At 73.5% G+C, this 19,385-nt stretch carries 20 protein-coding genes; 16 read left to right on the top strand and 4 right to left on the bottom strand.

Annotation, left to right across the window (positions count from 1 at the left end):
• The first annotated feature begins 22 nt into the window (after positions 1-22).
• The 5 genes from EIY87_RS36940 to EIY87_RS36920 all read left to right on the top strand — a co-directional run bounded on the left by EIY87_RS36940 (position 23) and on the right by EIY87_RS36920 (position 4,494).
• Positions 23-520, top strand: a complete 498-nt coding sequence (locus tag EIY87_RS36940; RefSeq protein WP_125314595.1) for a PH domain-containing protein — start codon at positions 23-25, stop codon at positions 518-520.
• Positions 517-1,965, top strand: coding sequence for a PH domain-containing protein (locus EIY87_RS36935; RefSeq protein ID WP_125314594.1), 1,449 nt, complete (start codon positions 517-519; stop codon positions 1,963-1,965). Before EIY87_RS36940 ends, EIY87_RS36935 begins: the two co-directional genes overlap by 4 nt.
• 10 nt (positions 1,966-1,975) lie before the next feature.
• Positions 1,976-2,740 (top strand): isocitrate lyase/PEP mutase family protein, encoded by a 765-nt coding sequence (locus EIY87_RS36930; RefSeq protein WP_125314593.1) that lies wholly within the window; start codon positions 1,976-1,978, stop codon positions 2,738-2,740.
• A gap of 31 nt (positions 2,741-2,771) precedes the next feature.
• Positions 2,772-3,785, top strand: a complete 1,014-nt coding sequence (locus tag EIY87_RS36925; RefSeq protein ID WP_125314592.1) for an aminotransferase class V-fold PLP-dependent enzyme — start codon at positions 2,772-2,774, stop codon at positions 3,783-3,785.
• Positions 3,786-3,873: 88 nt separating this feature from the next.
• Positions 3,874-4,494, top strand: a complete 621-nt coding sequence (locus EIY87_RS36920; RefSeq protein ID WP_125315013.1) for a hypothetical protein — start codon at positions 3,874-3,876, stop codon at positions 4,492-4,494.
• A 62-nt stretch (positions 4,495-4,556) separates the two neighbouring features.
• Here the strand turns inward: EIY87_RS36920 and EIY87_RS36915 are convergent, their stop codons facing one another.
• The gene (locus EIY87_RS36915) at positions 4,557-5,486 is read right to left on the bottom strand and encodes a ferritin-like domain-containing protein (protein WP_125314591.1); all 930 of its coding nucleotides are present in this window, start codon (positions 5,484-5,486) and stop codon (positions 4,557-4,559) included.
• Between the two features lie 110 nt (positions 5,487-5,596).
• On the opposite strand from EIY87_RS36915, the gene rimP reads away from it, so the two are divergent.
• The 7 genes from rimP (at position 5,597) to EIY87_RS36880 (ending at position 12,321) form a co-directional block, all read left to right on the top strand.
• A complete protein-coding gene (rimP, locus tag EIY87_RS36910) occupies positions 5,597-6,130 on the top strand; it encodes a ribosome maturation factor RimP (RefSeq protein WP_125314590.1) in 534 nt (177 codons plus the stop codon).
• Positions 6,127-7,173 (top strand): transcription termination factor NusA, encoded by a 1,047-nt coding sequence (gene nusA, locus EIY87_RS36905; protein WP_125314589.1) that lies wholly within the window; start codon positions 6,127-6,129, stop codon positions 7,171-7,173. The genes rimP and nusA overlap by 4 nt, the downstream gene beginning before the upstream one ends.
• 110 nt (positions 7,174-7,283) lie before the next feature.
• Positions 7,284-7,568, top strand: coding sequence for a YlxR family protein (locus EIY87_RS36900; protein WP_166641109.1), 285 nt, complete (start codon positions 7,284-7,286; stop codon positions 7,566-7,568).
• A gap of 78 nt (positions 7,569-7,646) precedes the next feature.
• Entirely contained in the window at positions 7,647-10,622 is a 2,976-nt protein-coding gene (gene infB / locus EIY87_RS36895; protein ID WP_125314587.1) for a translation initiation factor IF-2, read from the top strand.
• 76 nt (positions 10,623-10,698) lie between these two features.
• A complete protein-coding gene (locus EIY87_RS36890; RefSeq protein ID WP_003083991.1) occupies positions 10,699-10,992 on the top strand; it encodes a DUF503 domain-containing protein in 294 nt (97 codons plus the stop codon).
• Between the two features lie 21 nt (positions 10,993-11,013).
• On the top strand, positions 11,014-11,499 hold the full coding sequence (rbfA, locus tag EIY87_RS36885; protein ID WP_125314586.1) for a 30S ribosome-binding factor RbfA: 486 nt from the start codon (positions 11,014-11,016) through the stop codon (positions 11,497-11,499).
• Positions 11,500-11,502: 3 nt separating this feature from the next.
• Positions 11,503-12,321: an alpha/beta hydrolase gene (locus tag EIY87_RS36880; protein ID WP_125314585.1), complete on the top strand. Its 819-nt coding sequence runs from the start codon at positions 11,503-11,505 to the stop codon at positions 12,319-12,321.
• On the opposite strand, the gene EIY87_RS36875 is transcribed toward EIY87_RS36880, so the two are convergent.
• From EIY87_RS36875 to EIY87_RS36865, 3 genes are read right to left on the bottom strand one after another with little or no spacing between them, the layout of a single operon-like run.
• Complete coding sequence (locus EIY87_RS36875) at positions 12,313-12,936, bottom strand: class I SAM-dependent DNA methyltransferase (RefSeq protein WP_125314584.1); 624 nt, start codon at positions 12,934-12,936, stop codon at positions 12,313-12,315. The two genes, EIY87_RS36880 and EIY87_RS36875, sit on opposite strands and share 9 nt — an antisense overlap.
• A complete protein-coding gene (locus EIY87_RS36870; protein ID WP_125314583.1) occupies positions 12,933-13,475 on the bottom strand; it encodes a TetR/AcrR family transcriptional regulator in 543 nt (180 codons plus the stop codon). The genes EIY87_RS36875 and EIY87_RS36870 overlap by 4 nt, the downstream gene beginning before the upstream one ends.
• Positions 13,476-13,509: 34 nt before the next feature.
• Positions 13,510-14,541 carry a TRM11 family SAM-dependent methyltransferase gene (locus EIY87_RS36865; protein WP_191984405.1) on the bottom strand — a complete coding sequence of 344 codons (1,032 nt, stop codon included), beginning with the start codon at positions 14,539-14,541 and terminating at the stop codon, positions 13,510-13,512.
• Positions 14,542-14,566: 25 nt separating this feature from the next.
• Here EIY87_RS36865 and EIY87_RS36860 point away from each other — a divergent pair, with 25 nt between their 5' ends.
• The 4 genes from EIY87_RS36860 to truB all read left to right on the top strand — a co-directional run bounded on the left by EIY87_RS36860 (position 14,567) and on the right by truB (position 19,377).
• Positions 14,567-15,556 (top strand): DHH family phosphoesterase, encoded by a 990-nt coding sequence (locus tag EIY87_RS36860; protein ID WP_125314582.1) that lies wholly within the window; start codon positions 14,567-14,569, stop codon positions 15,554-15,556.
• Positions 15,557-15,640: 84 nt separating this feature from the next.
• A complete protein-coding gene (locus tag EIY87_RS36855; RefSeq protein WP_125315011.1) occupies positions 15,641-16,960 on the top strand; it encodes an MATE family efflux transporter in 1,320 nt (439 codons plus the stop codon).
• Positions 16,961-17,101: 141 nt separating this feature from the next.
• The gene (locus tag EIY87_RS36850) at positions 17,102-18,427 is read left to right on the top strand and encodes an MFS transporter (protein ID WP_125314581.1); all 1,326 of its coding nucleotides are present in this window, start codon (positions 17,102-17,104) and stop codon (positions 18,425-18,427) included.
• A gap of 44 nt (positions 18,428-18,471) precedes the next feature.
• Complete coding sequence (gene truB, locus EIY87_RS36845) at positions 18,472-19,377, top strand: tRNA pseudouridine(55) synthase TruB (RefSeq protein ID WP_125314580.1); 906 nt, start codon at positions 18,472-18,474, stop codon at positions 19,375-19,377.
• Positions 19,378-19,385: the final 8 nt, after the last annotated feature.

Genomic DNA, 19,385 nt, shown 5'->3' with positions numbered 1-19,385 from the left:
ATTGTAAACAGAGGGGGAAACGATGTCTGACGGTGTGGTGCGGCTTCGGCCGCCGCGCAATGCGCTCGATCGGCGGGCCATCGCCTGGTGGCGGGCGCAGGGGGCGCTGGCGTTCGGGCCGGTGGTGCTCGTCCTCGCGGTGCTCGGCGCGCTGATCCCGCCGGCCGCGTTCTGGCTGCTCGTCCCGGCCGCCGTGGTCGCGGTGCTCGGGGTGGCCTGGTGCGCCGTCCTGCCGGTGTGGTGGTTCGGCCTGCACCGCTGGGAGGTCACCGGCACCGCGGTCTACGTGCGCTCGGGCTTCCTCTGGCAGGAGTGGCGGGTGGCGCCGCTCTCGCGCGTGCAGACCGTCGACACGCTGCGCGGGCCGCTGCAGCAGCGCTTCGGGCTCGCCACGGTCACCGTGACCACGGCGTCCGCGCGCGGCGCGGTCAAGCTCCGCGGTCTCGACGCCGGGGTCGCGGCGGACGTCGCCGAGCGGCTGACCGACCGCACCGAGGCCACGCCCGGGGACGCGACGTGAGCGAGTGGCGCCGGCTCGACCGGCGCACCCTCGGCGTCTCCGCGCTCGTCACGGCCGGGATCGCCGTGTCGGCGGGCACCCCGATCGCGATCGGGACGCGGTCGCTGTGGCTCGTCCCGGCGGCGGTCCTGTTCGTCGGTGCCGGCGTGCTCGCCGACTTCGTCCGCTGGCGCGCCACCCGGTTCCGCTGCACGCCCGAGCGCCTCGAACTCGAGTTCCGGTTCGTCGCCCACACGCGGAAGTCCTTGCCGCGCGAGCGGATCCGCACGGTCGACCTGACGGCCAACCCGCTGCACCGCGCGTTCGGCGTCGCCGTGCTGACCATCGGCACCGGGCAGCAGGACGAGATCGCGCTCGCCCCGCTGGCCCGGGCGGACGCCGAAGCCCTGCGCACCGAACTGCTGCACCGCGTCCCGGCCGCCGAACGCGCCGACGGTGCGCTCGCGAGCCTCGACAAGCGGTGGATCCGGTACGCGCCGGTGTCGTTCGTCGCGCCCGCGCTCGGCCTGTCCGCGTTCGGCGCGCTGTTCAAGGTCGCGGACTGGTTCGGTGCTGGCGGCGGGCTGCTGCAGTGGCTGCTCGGCCTCTTCGGCGACGTCCCCCTGGTCGCGAGCGTCCTGCTCCTGCTGGTCCTCGCGATCGTGCTCGGCGTGGCCGGTGCCGTGGGCCTGTTCGCCGAGATGTGGTGGCACTACCGGCTGGACCGCGAACCCGGCGGCACCCTGCGCGTCCGCCGCGGCCTGCTGACCACCCGGTCGATCACGATCGAAGAGCGGCGGCTGCGCGGGGTCGAGCTCGTCGAGCCGCTCGGGGCCCGGCTCGCCGGTGCCGCGCGCGTGGACGCCATCGCCACCGGGATGAAGCGCGAGGACGGCAAGACCGAAGCCAAGACGCTGCTGCCCGCGGCGCCGCGCGCGGTGGCCGTGGACGTGGCCGCGCGGGTGGCGGGCGAGGCCGTCGCGGACGTCGAGCTGGTGCCGCACCCGCCTGCCGCCCGGGGACGGCGGCTGCGCTGGGCCCTGCTGACCGCGGCGACGCCGGTCGTGGTCCTGCTGGTGCTCGGCGTGCTGCTCACCGACGTCCTGCTCGTGCTGGGCGGGGCCCTCGCCGTCGTCGCGCTGCCGGTGGCGGTCGTGCTGGCCTTCGACGCCTACCGCGGCCTCGGGCACGGCACGCGCGGCCGCTACCTGGTCGTGCGCGCGGGCGCGGTCCGGCGCGGCACGGCGGTCCTGGCGCGGGACGGGGTGATCGGCTGGACGGTCAAGCAGTCGGTGTTCCAGCGGCGCCGCGGGCTCGCGACCTTCACCGCGACCACGGCGGCGGGCGCCGGCGCCTATTCGATCCTGGACGCCGACGCCGTCGAAGGGCTCGAGTTCGCTTCGGCGGCCGTGCCCGGGATCCTGGCGCCGTTCGCTTCGGTGCCCGCCGAAGCGTCGCGGACCTAGGTTCGGGGGCATGGACGAATTCCGTGCCCTGCACGTCCCCGGGTCCCCGCTGCTGCTGCCGAACGCGTGGGAGTTCGGCGTCGGCGCCTTCCTCGCCGCGCAGGGCTTCCGCGCGCTCGGCACGACCAGCCTCGGCGTCTCCGCGGCGGCCGGGGAACCGGACGGCGCGCCGTCGACGCGGGCCGCGACCGTCGCGCTGGCCACCCGCCTGACCCGGCTGGACGCCCTGGTCAGCGTCGACATCGCCGACGGCTTCAGCGCGGACCCGGCCGCGGTCGCCGACCTCGCCGAGGAGCTGGCCGCGGCCGGCGCCGCCGGCGTCAACCTCGAAGACGGCCGCGCCGACGGCTCGCCGGCCGCGCTCGACGTCCAGTGCGCGCTGGTCACGGCCGTGAAGGAGCGCGTGCCGGAGCTGTTCGTCAACGCGCGGACCGACACGCACTGGGCGGGCGACCGCTCGATCGCCGAAGCCGAACGGCGGGTGCGGGCGTACGCCGCGGCGGGCGCGGACGGCGTGTTCGTGCCCGGGCTCGCCGAGCCGGCGGACGTCGAGCGGATCGTCGCCGCCGGTCTCCCGCTCAACCTGCTGTTCCTGCCAGGCAAGGTCACCGTGGCCGGGCTGGCGGAGCTGGGCGTCGCCCGGATCAGCCTCGGCTCGCTGCCGTACCGGATGGCGCTGGCGGCCGCCGCCGAGACCGCGAGGGCTGTGCTCGAGGGCCGTGACCTGCCGCTGAGCCCGCCGTCCTACGCCGACGTCGTCGCGTTGCTGCCCTAAACCGCTTGCCCCGGTCTGCTTGAGTCGGGGCATGCGCGCCTTCGGAACCGACTTCGCCGTCCCGCCCGGATACCTGAACACGCCCAGCGTGGGCATCCCGCCCGCGCCGGTGGCCGAAGCCGTCGCCGAGTCGGTCGAGCGGTGGCGGACCGGCGCGACCCGGCCGGGGGAGTTCGACCCGTACGTCACGCGGTCGCGGGCCGGGTTCGCCCGGCTGCTCGGCGTCGACCCCGGGCGGGTCGCGATCGGGGCGTCGGCGTCGCAGCTCATCGCCAACGTCGCCGCGGCGCTGCCCGCGGGCACCCGCGTCGTGGCCGCCGAGGGCGACTTCACCAGCGTCACGTTCCCGTTCGCGGCGAACCCGGGCGTCACCGTGACCGAAGTGCCACTGGAGCTGCTGCCGGAGCGCGTCGAAGGGCACGACGTCGTCGCCGTGAGCGTCGTCCAGTCCGCCGACGGCCGGATCGTCGACCTCGCGGCCCTGCGCGGGGCGGCCGAGGCCGCCGGGGCGGCGGTGCTGCTGGACGCCACCCAGGCGGTGGGCTGGCTGCCGCTGGACGTCGCCTGGGCCGACTGGGTGGTCGGGGCGGGCTACAAGTGGCTGCTCTCGCCGCGCGGCTGCGCGTGGCTGTACGTCCGCCCGGACGCGCACGAACGCACCCGGGCGGTCGCGGCGAACTGGTACGCGGGGGAGGACCCGTGGGCCAGCGTCTACGGCCTCCCGCTGCGCCTGGCGGGCGACGCGCGCGCGTTCGACCTCTCGCCGGTGTGGCTCGCCCAGGTCGGCGCCGCGGCGGCGTTGGAGTACTTCGATGGGGTGAACTTGGCCGAGGTCCGCGCGCACAACACCGGGCTGGCCGACGCGCTGCTGGAGAAGCTCGGGCTGCCCCCGCGCGGCACCGCGATCGTGGCGCTCGACGCCGATCCCCAGCGCGTGGCGGCGGCCGGCATCGTGTCCAGCGTCCGCGGCGGCCGCGTGCGGGTCGGCTTCCACCTCTACAACACCGTTGACGACGTCGAACGCGTTTTACGCGCATTCGAGTGAACCCGATCCGGGCGGTGAACTACCGTATGTCCCCGTGGTTGGTGCTCGTTTCACCCCAGGCCCGTCCGACACGGCCCCGCTGGGCGCGGTGCCCCCGCAGCCCCGCCCGCCGGCGCCGGGCCCGCCGGCGCGCGACACCCGGTCCCTGCTGCTCAGGGGCGCCGGGCTGGTCGCGATCGCCGTCGTCTCCGGGCTGCTGTGGTTCCTGATCCGGCACGACTCGGCGCCGGAGCAGCCGGTCGCGCAGCCACCGGCCCAGAGCACGGGGGCCTACCAGTTCACCAAGGTCGCCGGCCCGGCGCGCGCGGACGACTGCCCGGCGAACTCCTACGGCAAGACCAAGGAGTTCTTCGCGGACAACCCGTGCCAGTCGCTGGTCCGCGCGTTGTACACGACCGAGACCGGCGGGCAGAAGGCCCTGGTGTCGGTGGTCGTGGTGGGCATGCCGGACTCGTCGAAGGCGAAGGCGCTCAAGGCGCTCACCGACCAGGACAACACCGGCAACGTGACGGACCTGGTCCGCGACAAGACGTTCGCCGGCACCGGCACCCCCAGCCTGACCGGCAAGAACGCGGCGTACGCCTCGAAGGTCGACGGCACGAACACGACGATCGTGCTCGCCGACTTCTACGCGAAGCACACCGACAAGGCCCTGATCGAGAAGATCGCCGACGACGCGCTGCGCCTGTCGGCCGACCTCCACTCCTGACCGAAGTCCGTGAAGGCCTCCTTACCGGGCATAAACGCCGGTAAGGAGGCCTTCACGGCGTTTCAGCCGGCCTGGCCCGGCATCGCGAGGGCTGTCGGCTTCTCGCCTGCTTCGGCGCGCCAGGGGGTGCCGCGGCGGGAAGCGGCGACCAGCGCGTGCAGCGCCGTCGTCCGCAGGCCCGCGTCGTCGGTGTGGTTGACCACGGCCAGCCACGCCGACGCGCAGTCGGCCTCGGCCGTCGCGACGACCTGGGACGCCGACTTCGCGTCCGTCACCGGGTTCTTCGGCACGTACGCCGCTTCGGGCGCGACCGGCGTGGCACCCGAAGCGGCCAGCGTCGTCTGCAGGAAGTCCCGCCGCAGGGCGTGTTCCGCCGCGCCGCTCTTCTCGGCGTCGCCGAAGTCACCCGGCAGGAACGCGCCGACCAGCCCGTACACCCACACGGCGGCGTGCTCGGCGGCCAGCGCGGTCTGCAGCGGGTCCACCGCCTCCGCGGGCACGGCACCCCCGGGCGCGGCGCCCACCTTCGGCGCGTCGTCGCCCGGACCGAGCGCGGGGTCGATGCGCTGCAGCGCGGCGCAGCCCGCCGCCACCGCCGCGACCAGCCCGGCGCGGTAGCGCGGGAGCCCGCCGACGAGGTCTTCGGCCTCCTTGCGCGCCGCCGCCAGCCGGTCCTTCAGATCGCCCAGCGCCGCCGGGGCGGGCGGGGCCGGTGACGGCGACGGTTTCGGCCGGTTCAAGCGGTCCACTTCGGACTTGAGCGCCGCCGCGTGCGCCGCGCGCGCGGCCGCGAGCTGGCCGGCGGCGTCGTCGCCCTTGGCGAGCGCCCGCGCGGCGGTGGCGTCCGCGTCGGCGGCGGCCAGCAGCGGCTGCAACGGGTCGGGGCTTTCGTCGTAGCCGGGCCCGCAGGCGGCGAGCGGGACGGCCAGCGCGGCCAGCGCCCCCGCGCGGAGGGCGGCACGACGGGTCAGGTCGGTCGGTCTTCCGGTCACGTCGGCCCATCCTGCCAGGCCCCCGGCCGCCCCCGCCGCTCGCGCGGCCCGAGCGGGCGACCGGATAAGCTGGTCCACCACCGACCCGCCGTAACCAAGGAGAGCCCCACGTGCCAGGAGAACTCGCCAGCCGGCTCCAGCCGATAGTGGCCGAAGCCGTCACCGCCGCGGGTTTCGACCTCGACTCGTTCGAGGTGCAGCAGGCCGGCCGGCGGCAGCTGGTCAAGGTCGTCGTCGACGCCGACGACGGGGTCGGGCTGGACGAGGTCGCCGAGGTCAGCCGCAAGGTCTCGGCGGCGCTCGACGAGAACGACCACGTGCTGGCGAGCGCCTACACGCTGGAGGTCACCTCACCGGGGCTCGACCGCCCGCTCACCCAGGCCCGCCACTGGCGGCGCGCGCGGTTCCGGCTCGTGAAGATCACCCAGGCCGACGGCACGGCCTTCATCGGCCGGGTCGGCCACGCGGGCGCGGACGCCGCCCGCGTCCTCGAAGGCGGCAAGCTCCGCGACGTCCGCTACGCCGACGTGGCGAAGGCGGTCGTGGAGATCGAGTTCAAGCAGCCGCCCGCCGAGGACCTGAAACTGCTCGAAGACGACGCGTCCGGCATCATCGCGGCCGAGACGGAGAAGGGGTCGAAGTGAACGTCGACATCGCCGCGCTGCGGGCGATCGAACGGGACAAGGACATCCCCTTCGAAACGGTGATCGAGGCCATCGAGACGGCTTTGCTCACCGCGTACAAGCACACCGAGGGCCACCAGCCGCACGCCCGCATCGACATCGACCGCAAGACGGGACTGGTGCGCGTGCTCGCGCACACGCTGACCCACGACGGCCAGGTCGACGAGGAGTGGGACGACACCCCCGAGGGCTTCGGCCGGATCGCCGCCACCACCGCGCGCCAGGTCATCCTGCAGCGGCTGCGCGACGCCGAGCACGAGAAGACCTTCGGCGAGTTCTCCACCAAGGAGGGCGAGATCGTCGCCGGGGTGATCCAGCGCGACGCCCGCGCCAACGCCCGCGGCATGGTCGTGGTCCAGGTGGGTGACACCGAGGGCGTGCTGCCCTCCGGCGAGCAGGTCGCCGGGGAGTCCTACGAGCACGGCAGCCGGATCAAGGCGTACGTGCTCACCGTGTCGCGCAGCAACCGCGGCCCGCAGATCACGCTCTCGCGCTCGCACCCCAACCTGGTGCGCAAGCTGTTCGCGCTCGAGGTGCCGGAGATCGCCGACGGGACGGTCGAGATCGCCGCCGTCGCGCGCGAACCGGGGCACCGCACCAAGATCGCGGTCAAGTCCACCGTGCCGGGCGTCAACGCCAAGGGCGCCTGCATCGGCCCGGTCGGCGCGCGCGTGCGCAACGTGATGAGCGAGCTGGCGGGCGAGAAGATCGACATCATCGACTTCTCCGACGACCCGGCCCGCTTCGTCGGGAATGCCCTGTCGCCCGCGAAGGTTGTTTCGGTACGAGTCGTGGACGAGCGGGCGAAGACCGCCCGCGTCGTGGTGCCGGACTTCCAGCTGTCGCTGGCGATCGGCAAGGAGGGGCAGAACGCCCGCCTGGCCGCCCGCCTGACCGGCTGGCGGATCGACATCCGCAGCGACGCCGCACCGGCCGACGACGAGGGTGATCAAGACCACGCCGGTCCGGCGCGGCCCGCCGCGACAACCGGTTCGGCTGAGTGAAGGTCGAAGCGCTAGACTCAGGAGTGGTTCAAAGCCCGCGGCGGGTAGCCGAGCACCAGCCCCACCGGAATCTCCCGGTGCGGACTTGTGTCGGCTGCAAGCGGCGGGCATTGATCGGTGAGCTGCTGCGCGTGGTCGCGGTGGCCGGGCGGGTGGTCGTCGACGGACGTCGGCGGCTGCCGGGCCGGGGGGCTTGGCTGCACCCCGACCCGGACTGCCTGGCCAAGGCCGAACGGCGGCGGGCCTTCCCCAGAGCCCTGCGGGCGACGGGGGCGCTCGACGCCCGTGAGGTCCGCGAGCACGTCGGGCTCACCACGACGCACCACGAACCCGGGACGTCCCCGGGGTCGCGAGGAACCAAGGAAGCAGGTCGACCCGTCATGAGTCAGCCGTGAAGCTGAAGCCATGAGCGTCAGACAATAAGGACGAGGTCAGCGGGTCAGCCGCCTGGCCTCCCCTAGATGAGGAGAGTTGTGCCAGGCAAGGCCCGCGTACACGAGCTCGCGAAGGAGCTCGGCATCACCAGCAAGGACGTTCTCGCGAAGTTGAAGGAACAGGGCGAGTTCGTCAAGTCCGCGTCGTCCACGGTCGAGGCGCCCGTCGCCCGCCGTCTCCGCGACGCGTACGCCCCCAAGGGCGCCAAGAAGCCCACCCCCGGCCCGTCGGCGCGCCCCGGCCCGCCGGCCGCCAAGCCCGCCGCCCCGAAGCCCGCCGCACCTGCCCCGCAGGCGCCGGCGGCCAAGGCGGCACCCGCTCCGGCCGCGCCGGCTCCGGCCGCGCCGCAGCAGCAGGCACCCGCCGCCGCGAAGCCGGCCACCCCGGGGCAGCGCCCCGGTCCGCGGCCCGGCCCCCGGCCGGCGACGCCCGCGCCCCAGCAGCAGGTCCCGGCCGCGAAAGCCGACGCTCCTGCCGCGCCCAAGCAGGACACCCCGGCCGCGCCCGCCCAGGGCGGCACCGGCTCGGTCGTCCCGCCGAAGCCGCAGGGCCCCAAGCCCGGCGGTCCCAAGCCCGGCCCGCGCACCCCGCGCGTCGGCAACAACCCGTTCGGCGTCGGTTCCGGCGCCCCGGCCCCGCGTCCGCAGGCCCCGCGCCCCGGTGGCGGTCAGGGCGGCGACACCCGCCCGCCGCGTCCCGGCGGCGGTCAGGGCGGCGGTGACCGTCCGGCCCCGCGGCCCGGCGGCGGCGCCGGTGGCAACCGGCCGAGCCCGGGCAACATGCCCCCGCGGCCGAACCCCGGCATGATGCCGGGCCGCACGCAGCGTCCCGCCGGTCCCGGTGGCGGCGCCCGCGGTGGCCCCGGTGGCGGCGCCCGTGGCGGCCCCGGTGGCGGCGGTCGTCCCGGTGGCGGCGGCGGTTTCCGCGGCGGTCCCGGTGGCGGTGGCGGCGGCGGTGGCTTCCGCGGCGGCCCCGGTGGCGGCGGCGGTGGCGGCGGCTTCCGCCCGGGCGGTGGCACGGGTGCCCCGGCCGGCGGTGGCGGCTTCCGCGGTGGCGGCGGCGGCCGTGGCGGCCCCGGTGGCCGTGGCGGTACCGCGGGTGCCTTCGGGCGCCCCGGTGGTCCCTCGCGCAAGGGCCGCAAGTCGAAGCGGCAGAAGCGCCAGGAGTACATGGACAACATGCAGGCGCCCAGCGTCGGCGGCGTCCGCCTGCCCAAGGGCAGTGGCGAGACGATCCGGCTGCCGCGGGGTGCTTCGCTGACCGACTTCGCCGAGAAGATCGACGCCAACCCGGCTTCGCTGGTGCAGGTGCTCTTCCACCTCGGCGAGATGGTCACCGCGACGCAGTCCGTGTCGGACGACATCCTCGAGCTGCTCGGCGGCGAAATGAACTACAACGTTCAGGTCGTCAGCCCCGAGGAAGAAGACCGCGAGCTGCTGGAGACCTTCGACATCACCTACGGCGAAGACGCGGGTGAGGAAGAGGACCTCCAGGTCCGGCCGCCGGTCGTGACCATCATGGGTCACGTCGACCACGGTAAGACCCGCCTGCTCGACACGATCCGGAAGACGAAGGTCCGCGAGAGCGAGGCCGGCGGCATCACGCAGCACATCGGTGCGTACCAGATCGAGACCGAGCTCGAGGGCAACCCGCGCCTGATCACCTTCATCGACACCCCGGGTCACGAGGCGTTCACCGCCATGCGTGCCCGTGGTGCGAACTCGACCGACATCGCGGTGATCGTGGTGGCGGCCGACGACGGTGTGATGCCGCAGACGGTCGAGGCGATCAACCACGCGCAGGCCGCCAAGGCCCCGATCGTGGTCGCGATCAACAAGATCGACAAGGAAGGCGCGAACCCGGACAAGATCCGGCAGCAGCTGACCGAGTACGGCCTGGTCGCCGAGGAGTACGGCGGCGACACGATGTTCGTCGAGATCTCCGCGCGGCAGAACATCAACATCGACGGCCTGCTCGAGGCGATCCTGCTGACCGCGGACGCCGCTCTGGACCTCCGGGCCAACCCGGACATGGAGGCCCAGGGTGTCGCGATCGAGGCGCACCTCGACCGCGGCCGCGGCCCGGTGGCCACCGTCCTGGTCCAGCGCGGCACGCTGCGCGTCGGTGACTCGGTCGTGGCGGGTGACGCCTACGGCCGCGTCCGCCGGATGGTCGACGAGCACAACGTCGACGTGACCGAGGCGCTGCCGTCGCGTCCCGTCCAGGTCATCGGCTTCACGTCGGTGCCGGGCGCGGGTGACACCTTCCTGGTGGTCGACGAGGACCGCGTCGCCCGGCAGATCGCCGAGCGCCGGTCGGCTCGCACGCGCAACGCGCTCAACGCGTCGCGCCGCAAGCGGGTCAGCCTCGAGGACCTCGACTCCGCCTTGAAGGAGACGAACAGCCTCAACCTGATCATCAAGGGTGACAACTCGGGTACGGTCGAGGCCCTCGAAGCCTCGCTGCTCCAGCTGGACGTCGGCGACGAGGTCGAGCTGAACGTGGTCCACCGCGGTGTCGGTGGCGTGACCGAGTCGGACATCGACCTGGCGACCGCGTCCGACGCGATCGTCCTCGGGTTCAACGTCCGCGCCCAGGGCAAGGCGACCGAGCGGGCCACCCGCGAGGGCGTCGACGTCCGGTACTACACGGTCATCTACCAGGCGATCGACGAGATCGAGCAGGCCCTCAAGGGCATGCTCAAGCCGGAGTACGAAGAGGTCGAGCTGGGCCGCGCGGAGGTCCGCGAGGTCTTCAAGTCCTCCAAGATCGGCACGATCGCGGGTTGCCTGGTCATGTCCGGCGAGATCCGGCGCAACGCCCGGGCCCGTCTGCTCCGCGACGGCACCGTCGTGGCGGAGAACCTGCCGATCAGCTCGCTGCGGCGGTTCAAGGACGACGTGGTCGAGGTCCGCGAGGGCTACGAGTGCGGTCTGACGCTCGGTTCGTACAGCGACATCAAGGTCGACGACCAGATCGAGACGTACGAGCAGCGCGAGAAGCCGCGGGCGTAATGCCTGTGTCCCCGGGTGTGCGGTTTTCCGCCGCACACCCGGGGTTCCCATCCCTACGACACCACCAAAACTGCCTATGTTCGTCGGAGCTCTCGAGCTCGACATCCTGCTCGGCGACGTCCATTCGCTGAAGCAGAAGCGGTCCGTGGTCCGTCCGGTGCTGGCCGAGGTGCGCAAGCGCTTCGCCGTATCGGTGGCCGAGGCCGGTCACACCGATCTGCACCGCCGGACCCTCATCGGGGTGGCCGTGGTCGCCGAAGGTGGCGAGCACGTCCGGGACGTGCTCGACTCGTGTGAGCGGTACGTGGCGAGCAGGCCGGAGTTCGAACTCCTGTCCGCGCGCCGCCGGCTGCTCGGTCCAGACGACTAGCCCTTTTTCTAGGAGAACGACATGGCCGATCCTGCTCGGGCTCGCAAGCTCGCCAAGCGGATCTCGCAGATCGTCGCGTCCGCGATCGAACACGAGGTCAAGGACCCGCGGCTGAACTACGTGACCATCACGGACACGAAGGTCACCGGCGACCTGCACGACGCGACCGTCTACTACACGGTGCTCGGCGAGAAGCTGGACTCCGTCCCGGACTTCGCGGGTGCGGCGGCCGCGCTCGAATCGGCGCGCGGTGTGCTGCGCACCAAGGTCGGGCAGGGCACCGGGGTCCGCTACACGCCGACGCTGACGTTCGTCGCGGACACGATCCCGGAGGAGTCGAAGCGGATCGAAGACCTCCTCGCCAAGGCCCGTGAGGCCGACGCGGAGGTCGCCCGCCGCGCGACCGGCGCCCAGCACGCCGGCGACGCCGACCCGTACAAGGCGCCTCGCGAAGAGACCGAGGACGCCGAAGACGACGAGTTCGCGGAGGAAGAGAGCCGGGGCTGACCCGTGCTCTCCCGCCGCACCCTGCTCGCCGGCAGCGCACTCGCGCTGCTGGCGGGCTGCTCACCGTCCGAACCCCCGCCCGGCCCGCCCGCGGTCCCGCCGCCGACGCGGCCTTCCGTGTTGCGTGACCCGGTGACGGTCCAGCGCATGCCGTCGGTGGCCCGCGGCACCGACGTCGACCTGGTGCTGATCACCCCGGCCGGGGTCCCCGCGGCGGGGCTGCCGGTGTGCCTGGCCCTGCACGGCCGGGGCGCGCAGGCTCGGACGTTCCTCTCGCTGGGCGTCCCGGACCTCCTGACGGCGGCGGTCCGCGCCGGCACGCCGCCGTTCGCGATCGCGGCCGTCGACGGCGCCAACTACTGGGTGGACGTCGGTTCCGGCGACGACCCGCAGCGGATGCTCACCGAAGAACTCCCGACCTGGCTGACCGGCCGCGACCTGCTCCCGGCGTCCGCCGTGTTCGGCATTTCGATGGGCGGCTTCGGCGCGCTGCGGTTCGCCCGCGCCCACCCGGACCTGAAGGCGGTGGCGACGGCGAGCGCGGCCCTGTTCGTGGACTGGCCCGACGCCCGCAGCCGCAAGGTGTTCTCCGGCGAGGACAACTGGCGCGCGGAAGAGCCGCTGCTGCACACCGCGGACCTCCGCCCGGGCACCCTCGGCGTGTGGTGCGGCGAGTCGGACCCGTTCCTGGGCGCGGATCGCAAGCTGGTCAAGGCGGTTTCGCCCGCGGTGGCGCGGTTTTCGCCGGGCGGGCACAAGGACGAGTACTGGCGCGGGATCCTGCCGGACGTCCTGGAGTTCGTGGGGGAGCGGCTACGCTGACGCGCGAGCGAACAGGATCGCTTGCGACACCTCGTTTTCCGGGTTCAGCGACCACTCGGCCTCGACCGTGAACCCCGCCGCGCGCACCCGCCTCGCCAGCCACCACGGCTGCCGGAGGTGGATGTGGACGCGCATCGGGTGCCCGCCGTACCCCTGGGTCTTCAGCCGGGTCCCGGCACCGACGTGGTACCCGATCACCAGCAGCCCGCCCGGGCGCAGCACGCGCCGGAAGTGGCCCAGCGCCACCGGGACGTCGTCGTCGGGGACGTGGATCAGCGACCAGGACGCGAGCACGCCCGCCACCGACGCGTCGGGCAGCGTCAGGTCCGTCATCGAGCCGACCTCGAACGCCAGCTCCGGGTGCGCCCGCCGGGCCAGCCCGACCATCGCCGGGGAGAGGTCGACGCCGGACGCGTCGACCCCCAGCGAGGCCAGGTACGCCGTGAAGTGCCCCGGCCCGCAGCCGACGTCCACGGCCGGCCCGTCCACCTGCGCGGCGAACAGCGTCAGCGCGGCCTTCAGGTACGGCTGCTGTTCGAGGGCGTCGGCCACGAATTCGGCGTAGCTCTCGGCGACGGTGTCGTAGGAGTCGCGGGTGTCCGCGAGCCAGCTCATCGGGCGCGGAGCCCGTCGAGGATCATGCCGAGCCCCCGCCGCCAATCCGGCGTGGCGGTCGCCGCGGCGAAGACGACGGCGAGGTCGGCCCCGCGGAAGTCGTCGCGCAGCTGCCCGGCTTCCTGAGCGCGTTCGATGATCCGGTTCAGCCGGGAAGCGTTGGCGTGCTTGGCTTTCTCGATCCCGGAGTCCGGATCGAACACCCGCGAGCACACCTCGGTGAACCCGCGGTCGGCGACCTGCATGAGAACCGAGCGTTCGAGGAAGTGGACGAAACCGGCCCAGGGGTCCTCGAAGGCGAGCGCCTCTTCGGTGACGGCCGCGGCTTCCCGCAGCGTCGGCAGGAAGGCGGCTTCGACGAGGTCGGCCCGGGTGGGGAACCGGTTGTAGAGGGTCCCGATGGCGACCTCGGCCCGCCGCGCGACTTCGTCGAGGGGAGCGTCGACGCCCTTGGCCCCGAAGACCTCCCGGGCCGCGGCGACCAAGGCCTCCCGGTTGCGCCGCGCGTCGGCACGCAAGGGTCGCTGGTCGACGGTCACGTCCGGGAGTATAGCCGCGAAACGCTTTGTCGACTCAGGAAGCGGGCTTCGCCGCCACCACGAGGTCGCGCAGGATGGCCTGGTCCACCCGGTGCTCGAACTCCTCCCACGGCCCGCCCTCCCGCACGTCGAGGCCGGCCTTCCGCAGCACCGCGACCAGCTCTTCCCGCGGCAGCACCGTCGTGTTCCACGAAATCCCCAGCGCCCCGCCGGGACGCAGGACCCTGGTCCACACCGGCACCGCCGCCGCCAGCAGGTCGCGGGGGCTGCGCTGCAACCCCGCCTCGCGGTGGCTGCCGTGCTGCACGCCGTACGGCGCGTCGGTCACGATCACGTCGAACGAATTCGCCCGCAGCACCTCGTCGGTCGTCAGCGTGTCCGCGTTGAGGTACACGAGCCGCCGGGTGTCGCCGGCCTTGTACTCCTCCTTGGACATCGCGTACTCGATGTCGAGGCGCCGGCCCAGGCGCACCTTGTTGCGGCGCAGCTGGCCGGACTCCGCGGTGTGCTTCACGCGCTTGGTCCGCAGCCAGGTCTTGATGAACGCCTCGTACGCCTCGAAGTCCTTGCCGTCGACGTCCAGGCCGGTGGCGTGCAGGCCGTACATCATCGCCTGGTTCAGCGTCGTGCCGCGCCCGCACAGCGGGTCCAGCAGGTACTTCGCCTTGGGGGAGAACGGGTCCGCGGTCGCCATCAGCGTGACGTTCACCAGCAGCTTCGTGAACAGCTCGTTCGTCTTGCCCGCGTACTTCTGGATCGTCAGCAGGTCCGAGTCCGCCTTCGCCAGCGGCGTCACGGTCACCGGCCGGAGGACGCCGTCGCCGAGCTCGAACAGCGCGTACAGCGACGACAGGTTGGACAGGATCGCCAGGTCGCGCGCCTCCAGCGGGGCCGAACTCGTGAAGCGCACGTACCCCACGCCGCCGAGTTCGGTCTCCTCGATCGCGGACAGCTCGGCCGCCAAGGCCGTGCCGAAGACCGCCAGCTCGGCGCGCAGCAGGGCGGCGGAGGAGGCGGCGTAGACCCGGTTGGCCGACGGGTAGACCAGCATCGCGTACTCAGGCATCCCGCAGAGCGTAGCGTGACGCACCGTGACCCCTACTCCGGCGCGGGACATCCGCGACGCGGCCGCGCTGCTCGCCTCGGCCACCGACGTGACGATCCTCGGCCACATCCGCCCGGACGCGGACGCGCTGGGCAGCGCGCTCGCCCTCGGCCGGGCCCTCCGCCAGCGCGGCGCGAAGGTGCGCGTCTCCTTCGGCGAGCCCGACGAGGCGCCCGAGTCGCTGCGGTGGCTCGACGAAGACGGGCTGCTCACCCACCCGGATGACCTGCCCGCCGCCGAGCCGCTGCTGGTCTGCGTCGACACGCCGACGCCGAAGCGGCTGGGCCGGCTCGCCGGGCGCGTCGAGACCGCCGGTGCCGTGCTCGTCGTCGACCACCACGCCACCAACACCTTCTACGGCACCTGCCACGTCGTCGACGAGACGGCCGAGGCCAGCGCGATCCTGGTGTTCCGGCTCCTGGACGAGCTGGGCACCGTCCTGGACGAGCCGATCGCGCGCGGGATCTACGCCGGGATCGTCACCGACACCAGCGGCTTCCGGCGGGCGAGCCCGGAGACGCACCGGATGGCGGCGCGGCTCATCGAGGCCGGCGTCGACGCCGAAGCGGTCGTGCGGCGGATCGTCGACGAGCGTCCCTTCGCGTGGCTGCCGATGCTGTCGTCGGTGCTGAGCGAAGCCCGGTTGGAGCGGGAAGCCGCGCAGGGCAAGGGGTTCGTGCACGCCGTCGTCCGCGTCGACCTGGCCGAGACGGTGCGCGCCGAGGAGGTCGAGTCGGTCGTCGACGTCGTCCGCTCGGTGCGCGAGGCCGCCGTCGCCGCGGTGCTCAAGCAGGACCTGGCGAACCCGGCGCAGTGGCAGATCTCGTTGCGTTCCATCGGCCTCGACGTCTCGGCCGTCGCGGCGGAGTTCGGCGGCGGCGGGCACCGGCAGGCCGCGGGCTGCACGATCCCGGGCACCGCCGAGGAGGTCCTCGCGGGCCTGCGCGCCGCGCTGGAGCGGGCGCCGCTGCTTTAGCGCGCGTCGGATGCCGCCGGCGGAAAGTTCCCGGCTTCCCGCCGGTCAGAACTGTCGGTGGGGCCGGTTAGAGTCCGGATCGTGGTGAACGTGGAGGAGACCGAGCGGGTACCGGCGAAGCGCGTGCTGGGCCTGGCCGTGCCCGCGCTGGGGGTGCTGGCCGCCGAGCCGCTGTACGTGCTGGTCGACACCGCCGTGGTCGGCCACCTCGACGCGCTGTCGCTGGCCGGGCTCGCGCTCGGCGGGGTCGTGCTGGCGCAGGTGTCGAGCCAGCTGACGTTCCTGTCCTACGGCACGACGTCGCGCACCGCGCGCCTGCACGGCGCCGGCCGCCGGGCGGACGCGGTCCGCGAAGGCGTGCAGGCGACGTGGCTGGCGCTGTTCGTCGGGTTCGTCGTGCTCGGCGTCGGGCAGCTGCTGGCCTGGCCGATCGCCCGCGCGCTCTCGGGCAGCGACGAGATCGCGTCCGCGGCCGTGTCGTGGCTGCGGATCGCGCTGTTCGGGGCGCCGCTGATCCTCGTCACCATGGCGGGCAACGGCTGGATGCGCGGGGTCCAGGACGCCGCGAAACCGCTGCGGTACGTGCTGGCGGGCAACGGGATTTCGGCCGTGCTGTGCCCGGTGCTCGTCTACGGCGCCGGGCTCGGGCTGGAGGGCTCGGCGATCGCGAACGTCGTCGCGCAGGTGATCTCGGCGGCGCTGTTCTTCGCCGCGCTGGTCAAGGAGAAGGCAGGCCTGCGCCCGGACTTCAAGGTGATGCGCGCGCAGCTCGGCCTGGGCCGCGACCTGGTCCTGCGCAGCCTGGCGTTCCAGGCGTGCTTCGTCTCGGCGGCGGCCGTCGCGGCCCGCACGTCGACCGAGGCGGTGGGCGCGCACCAGGTGGTGCTGCAGCTGTGGACGTTCCTCGCGCTGGTCCTGGACTCGGTGGCGATCGCGGCCCAGTCGCTGGTCGGCGCGGCGCTGGGCGCGAACTCGGCGCGGCAGGCGCGCGGGGTTGCCAACCAGATCACGGGGTACGGCCTGCTGCTGGGGTGTTTCCTGTGCGTCCTGTTCGCGGCGCTGTCGTGGGTGCTGCCGCACGCGTTCACGTCCGACCAGGGCGTGCTGGCGGAGATCCCGCACGCGTGGTGGTTCTTCGTGGCCCTGCAGCCGATCGCCGGGGTGGTGTTCGCGCTGGACGGGGTCCTGCTGGGCGCCGGCGACGCGGCCTTCCTCCGCAACGCGACGCTCGGGAGCGCGGCGCTGGGCTTCCTGCCGCTGATCTGGGCCTCGCTGGGGTTCGGCTGGGGGCTGGCGGGGATCTGGACCGGCCTGTCGCTGTTCATGGTGCTCCGGCTGGCGTTCGTGGTGGCGCGCTGGCGCTCGGGCAACTGGGCGGTGACGGGCGCGATCCGCCCCGCCTGACCACGTGTGATGCCCCCGACCCTGTGGCGAAAACCACCCGGATAACGGCTATGTTTCGCCGTTGCTTAGGCGATACAAGTAGTAGGGACGGCAGCGTGGGCGTTCCACGCCCCGAACACCGCCGAACCCCTGGAGGTCCTTGTGCCGCCCGCCACCGGCCGCGCCACGGCCCGGTCCTGGCTCATCTGGCTCGCCGCCGTCACCGTCTACCTCCTCGCGGTCTTCCACCGCACCTCCTTCGGCGTCGCCGGGCTGCAGGCGGCCGAACGGTTCGGCGTCGGCGCCGCCGCGCTCGGCACCTTCACCGTCCTCCAGGTCGGCGTCTACGCCGCCATGCAGATCCCGACCGGGGTCCTGGTCGACCGCTACGGTCCCCGCCGCGTCCTCATCGCCGCCGTGCTGATCCTCGGCACGGGGCAGCTCCTGCTCGGCATCGCGCACTCCTACGGCCTCGGCCTGCTCGCCCGCGGCGTGCTCGGGCTCGGCGACGCGCTCACCTTCGTCAGCGTGCTGCGCCTGTTCGCGGCCCACTTCCCGGGCCGCCAGTACGCGCTGCTGACGTCGTTCACCGCCGCCGTCGGCTACATCGGCAACCTCGCCGCCACCGTCCCGCTGGCGCTGCTGCTCGACGTCTCCGGCTGGACGCCCACCTTCCTCGCCGTCGGCGCCCTCACCGTGCTGTACACGCTGGTCGTGGCGCTGCGGGTCCGCGACGTCCCGGCCGGCGAAACGCCGCCCGTCCGCGAACCGGTCCGCCCGCGCGCGCTCGCCCACCAGGTCGCCGAAGCCTGGCGGACGCCGGGGACGCGCCTGGGCTTCTGGGTCCACTTCAGCACGATGTTCGCCCCCAACGCCCTGACGCTGCTGTGGGGCGTCCCGTGGCTGGTCCAGGGCCAGGGGCAGTCGAAGGCCACCGCGAGCGCGCTGCTCACCGTGTTCGTCTTCGGGTCGATGGCAGGCGGTCCGCTGCTCGGCGGCGTGATCGGCAGGCACCCGTCGCTGCGGATGCCGCTGGTCGGCGGGTACATCGGCGGTGCCGCGCTGGTCTGGGCGCTGCTGCTGAGCTGGCCCGGCACCGTGCCGGTGGCCGTGCTGGTGCCCGCGTTCGCCTTCCTCGCCCTCGGCGGTCCGGCGTCGATGATCGGGTTCGCGCTCGCCCGCGACTACAACCCGCTGTCCCGGGTGGGCACGGCGACCGGCGTGGTCAACGTCGGCGGCTTCGTCGCCACCACCATCGCGGCCCTGCTCGTCGGCGTGCTGCTGCAGTGGACCGGCGGGAGCTTCCGGCTGTCGCTGCTGGCGATCGTCGCGATCCTCGCGCTCGGCACGGTCCGGATGCTCGTGTGGTGGCGCCGCACCCGCGCCCACCTGTTCCTCGCCGAAGCCCGCGGCGAAGAGCTGCCGGTCCGGATCACCCGCCGCCGCTGGGACGCCGCACTACCGGAGACGCCGATCGTCGCAGCCTGAGCGGCCTGATCGTTCCCCAAGGGACGGCAGCTAGGGTTTGCGCCGTGTCGAGCCCCAAACCGCCCCGCCGCCCCGCCCCGCCGCCCGGTCTCCTGATCGTCGACAAGCCCGCCGGGATGACGTCGCACGACGTCGTCGCCCGGGCCCGCCGCATCATGGGCACCCGCAAGGTCGGGCACGCCGGCACGCTCGACCCGATGGCGACCGGCGTGCTGGTGCTCGGCATCGAGCGCGCCACCAAGCTGCTCGGCCACCTGGCGCTGGACCGCAAGACCTACCTGGCCACCTTGAGCCTCGGCAGCAGCACCACGACCGACGACGCCGAGGGCGAGGTCCTCACGACCGGCGACACCGAAAAGATCACCGACGACGAGATCGCCGAAGGCGTCGCGAAGCTGACCGGTGACATCCAGCAGGTGCCGAGCGCGGTCAGCGCCGTCAAGATCGACGGCAAGCGCGCCTACGCCCGCGTCCGCGCCGGCGAGGACGTCGTCATCCCCGCCCGCCCGGTCACCGTCTACCGCTTCGACGTCCTGGGCATCCGCCACGAGGACGACCACGTCGAGGTCGACGCCGTCGTCGAGTGCTCGTCCGGCACCTACGTCCGCGCGCTGGCCCGCGACCTCGGCGCGGACCTCGGCTGCGGCGGGCACCTGAAGGCGTTGCGGCGCACCACGGTCGGCCCGTTCACGCTGGCCAGGGCGCGCACCCTCGACCAGCTCGAGGAGACGCCCGAGCTGAGCCTGGACCTCGACGCCGCCGTCGCGGCCGCCTTCCCGAGGCGCGACCTCGACGCGGCCACGGCGAAGGCCGTCCGGCACGGGCAGCGCATCCCCGCGGCCGGGCTCGACGGCACCTACGGGCTCTTCGGGCCCGACGGCCGGGTGCTCGCGCTGGCCGCCGACGAACAAGGCGTGTCCCGCGCGGTGGTGGTGTTGCTGCCCGCCTAGGGTGGGCC

This window comes from Amycolatopsis eburnea, assembly GCF_003937945.1.
GTDB classification, from domain to species: Bacteria; Actinomycetota; Actinomycetes; order Mycobacteriales; family Pseudonocardiaceae; genus Amycolatopsis; species Amycolatopsis eburnea.
Note: the sequence above shows the minus strand (reverse complement) of the source record. Positions and strands in the feature narration are given on the sequence as shown.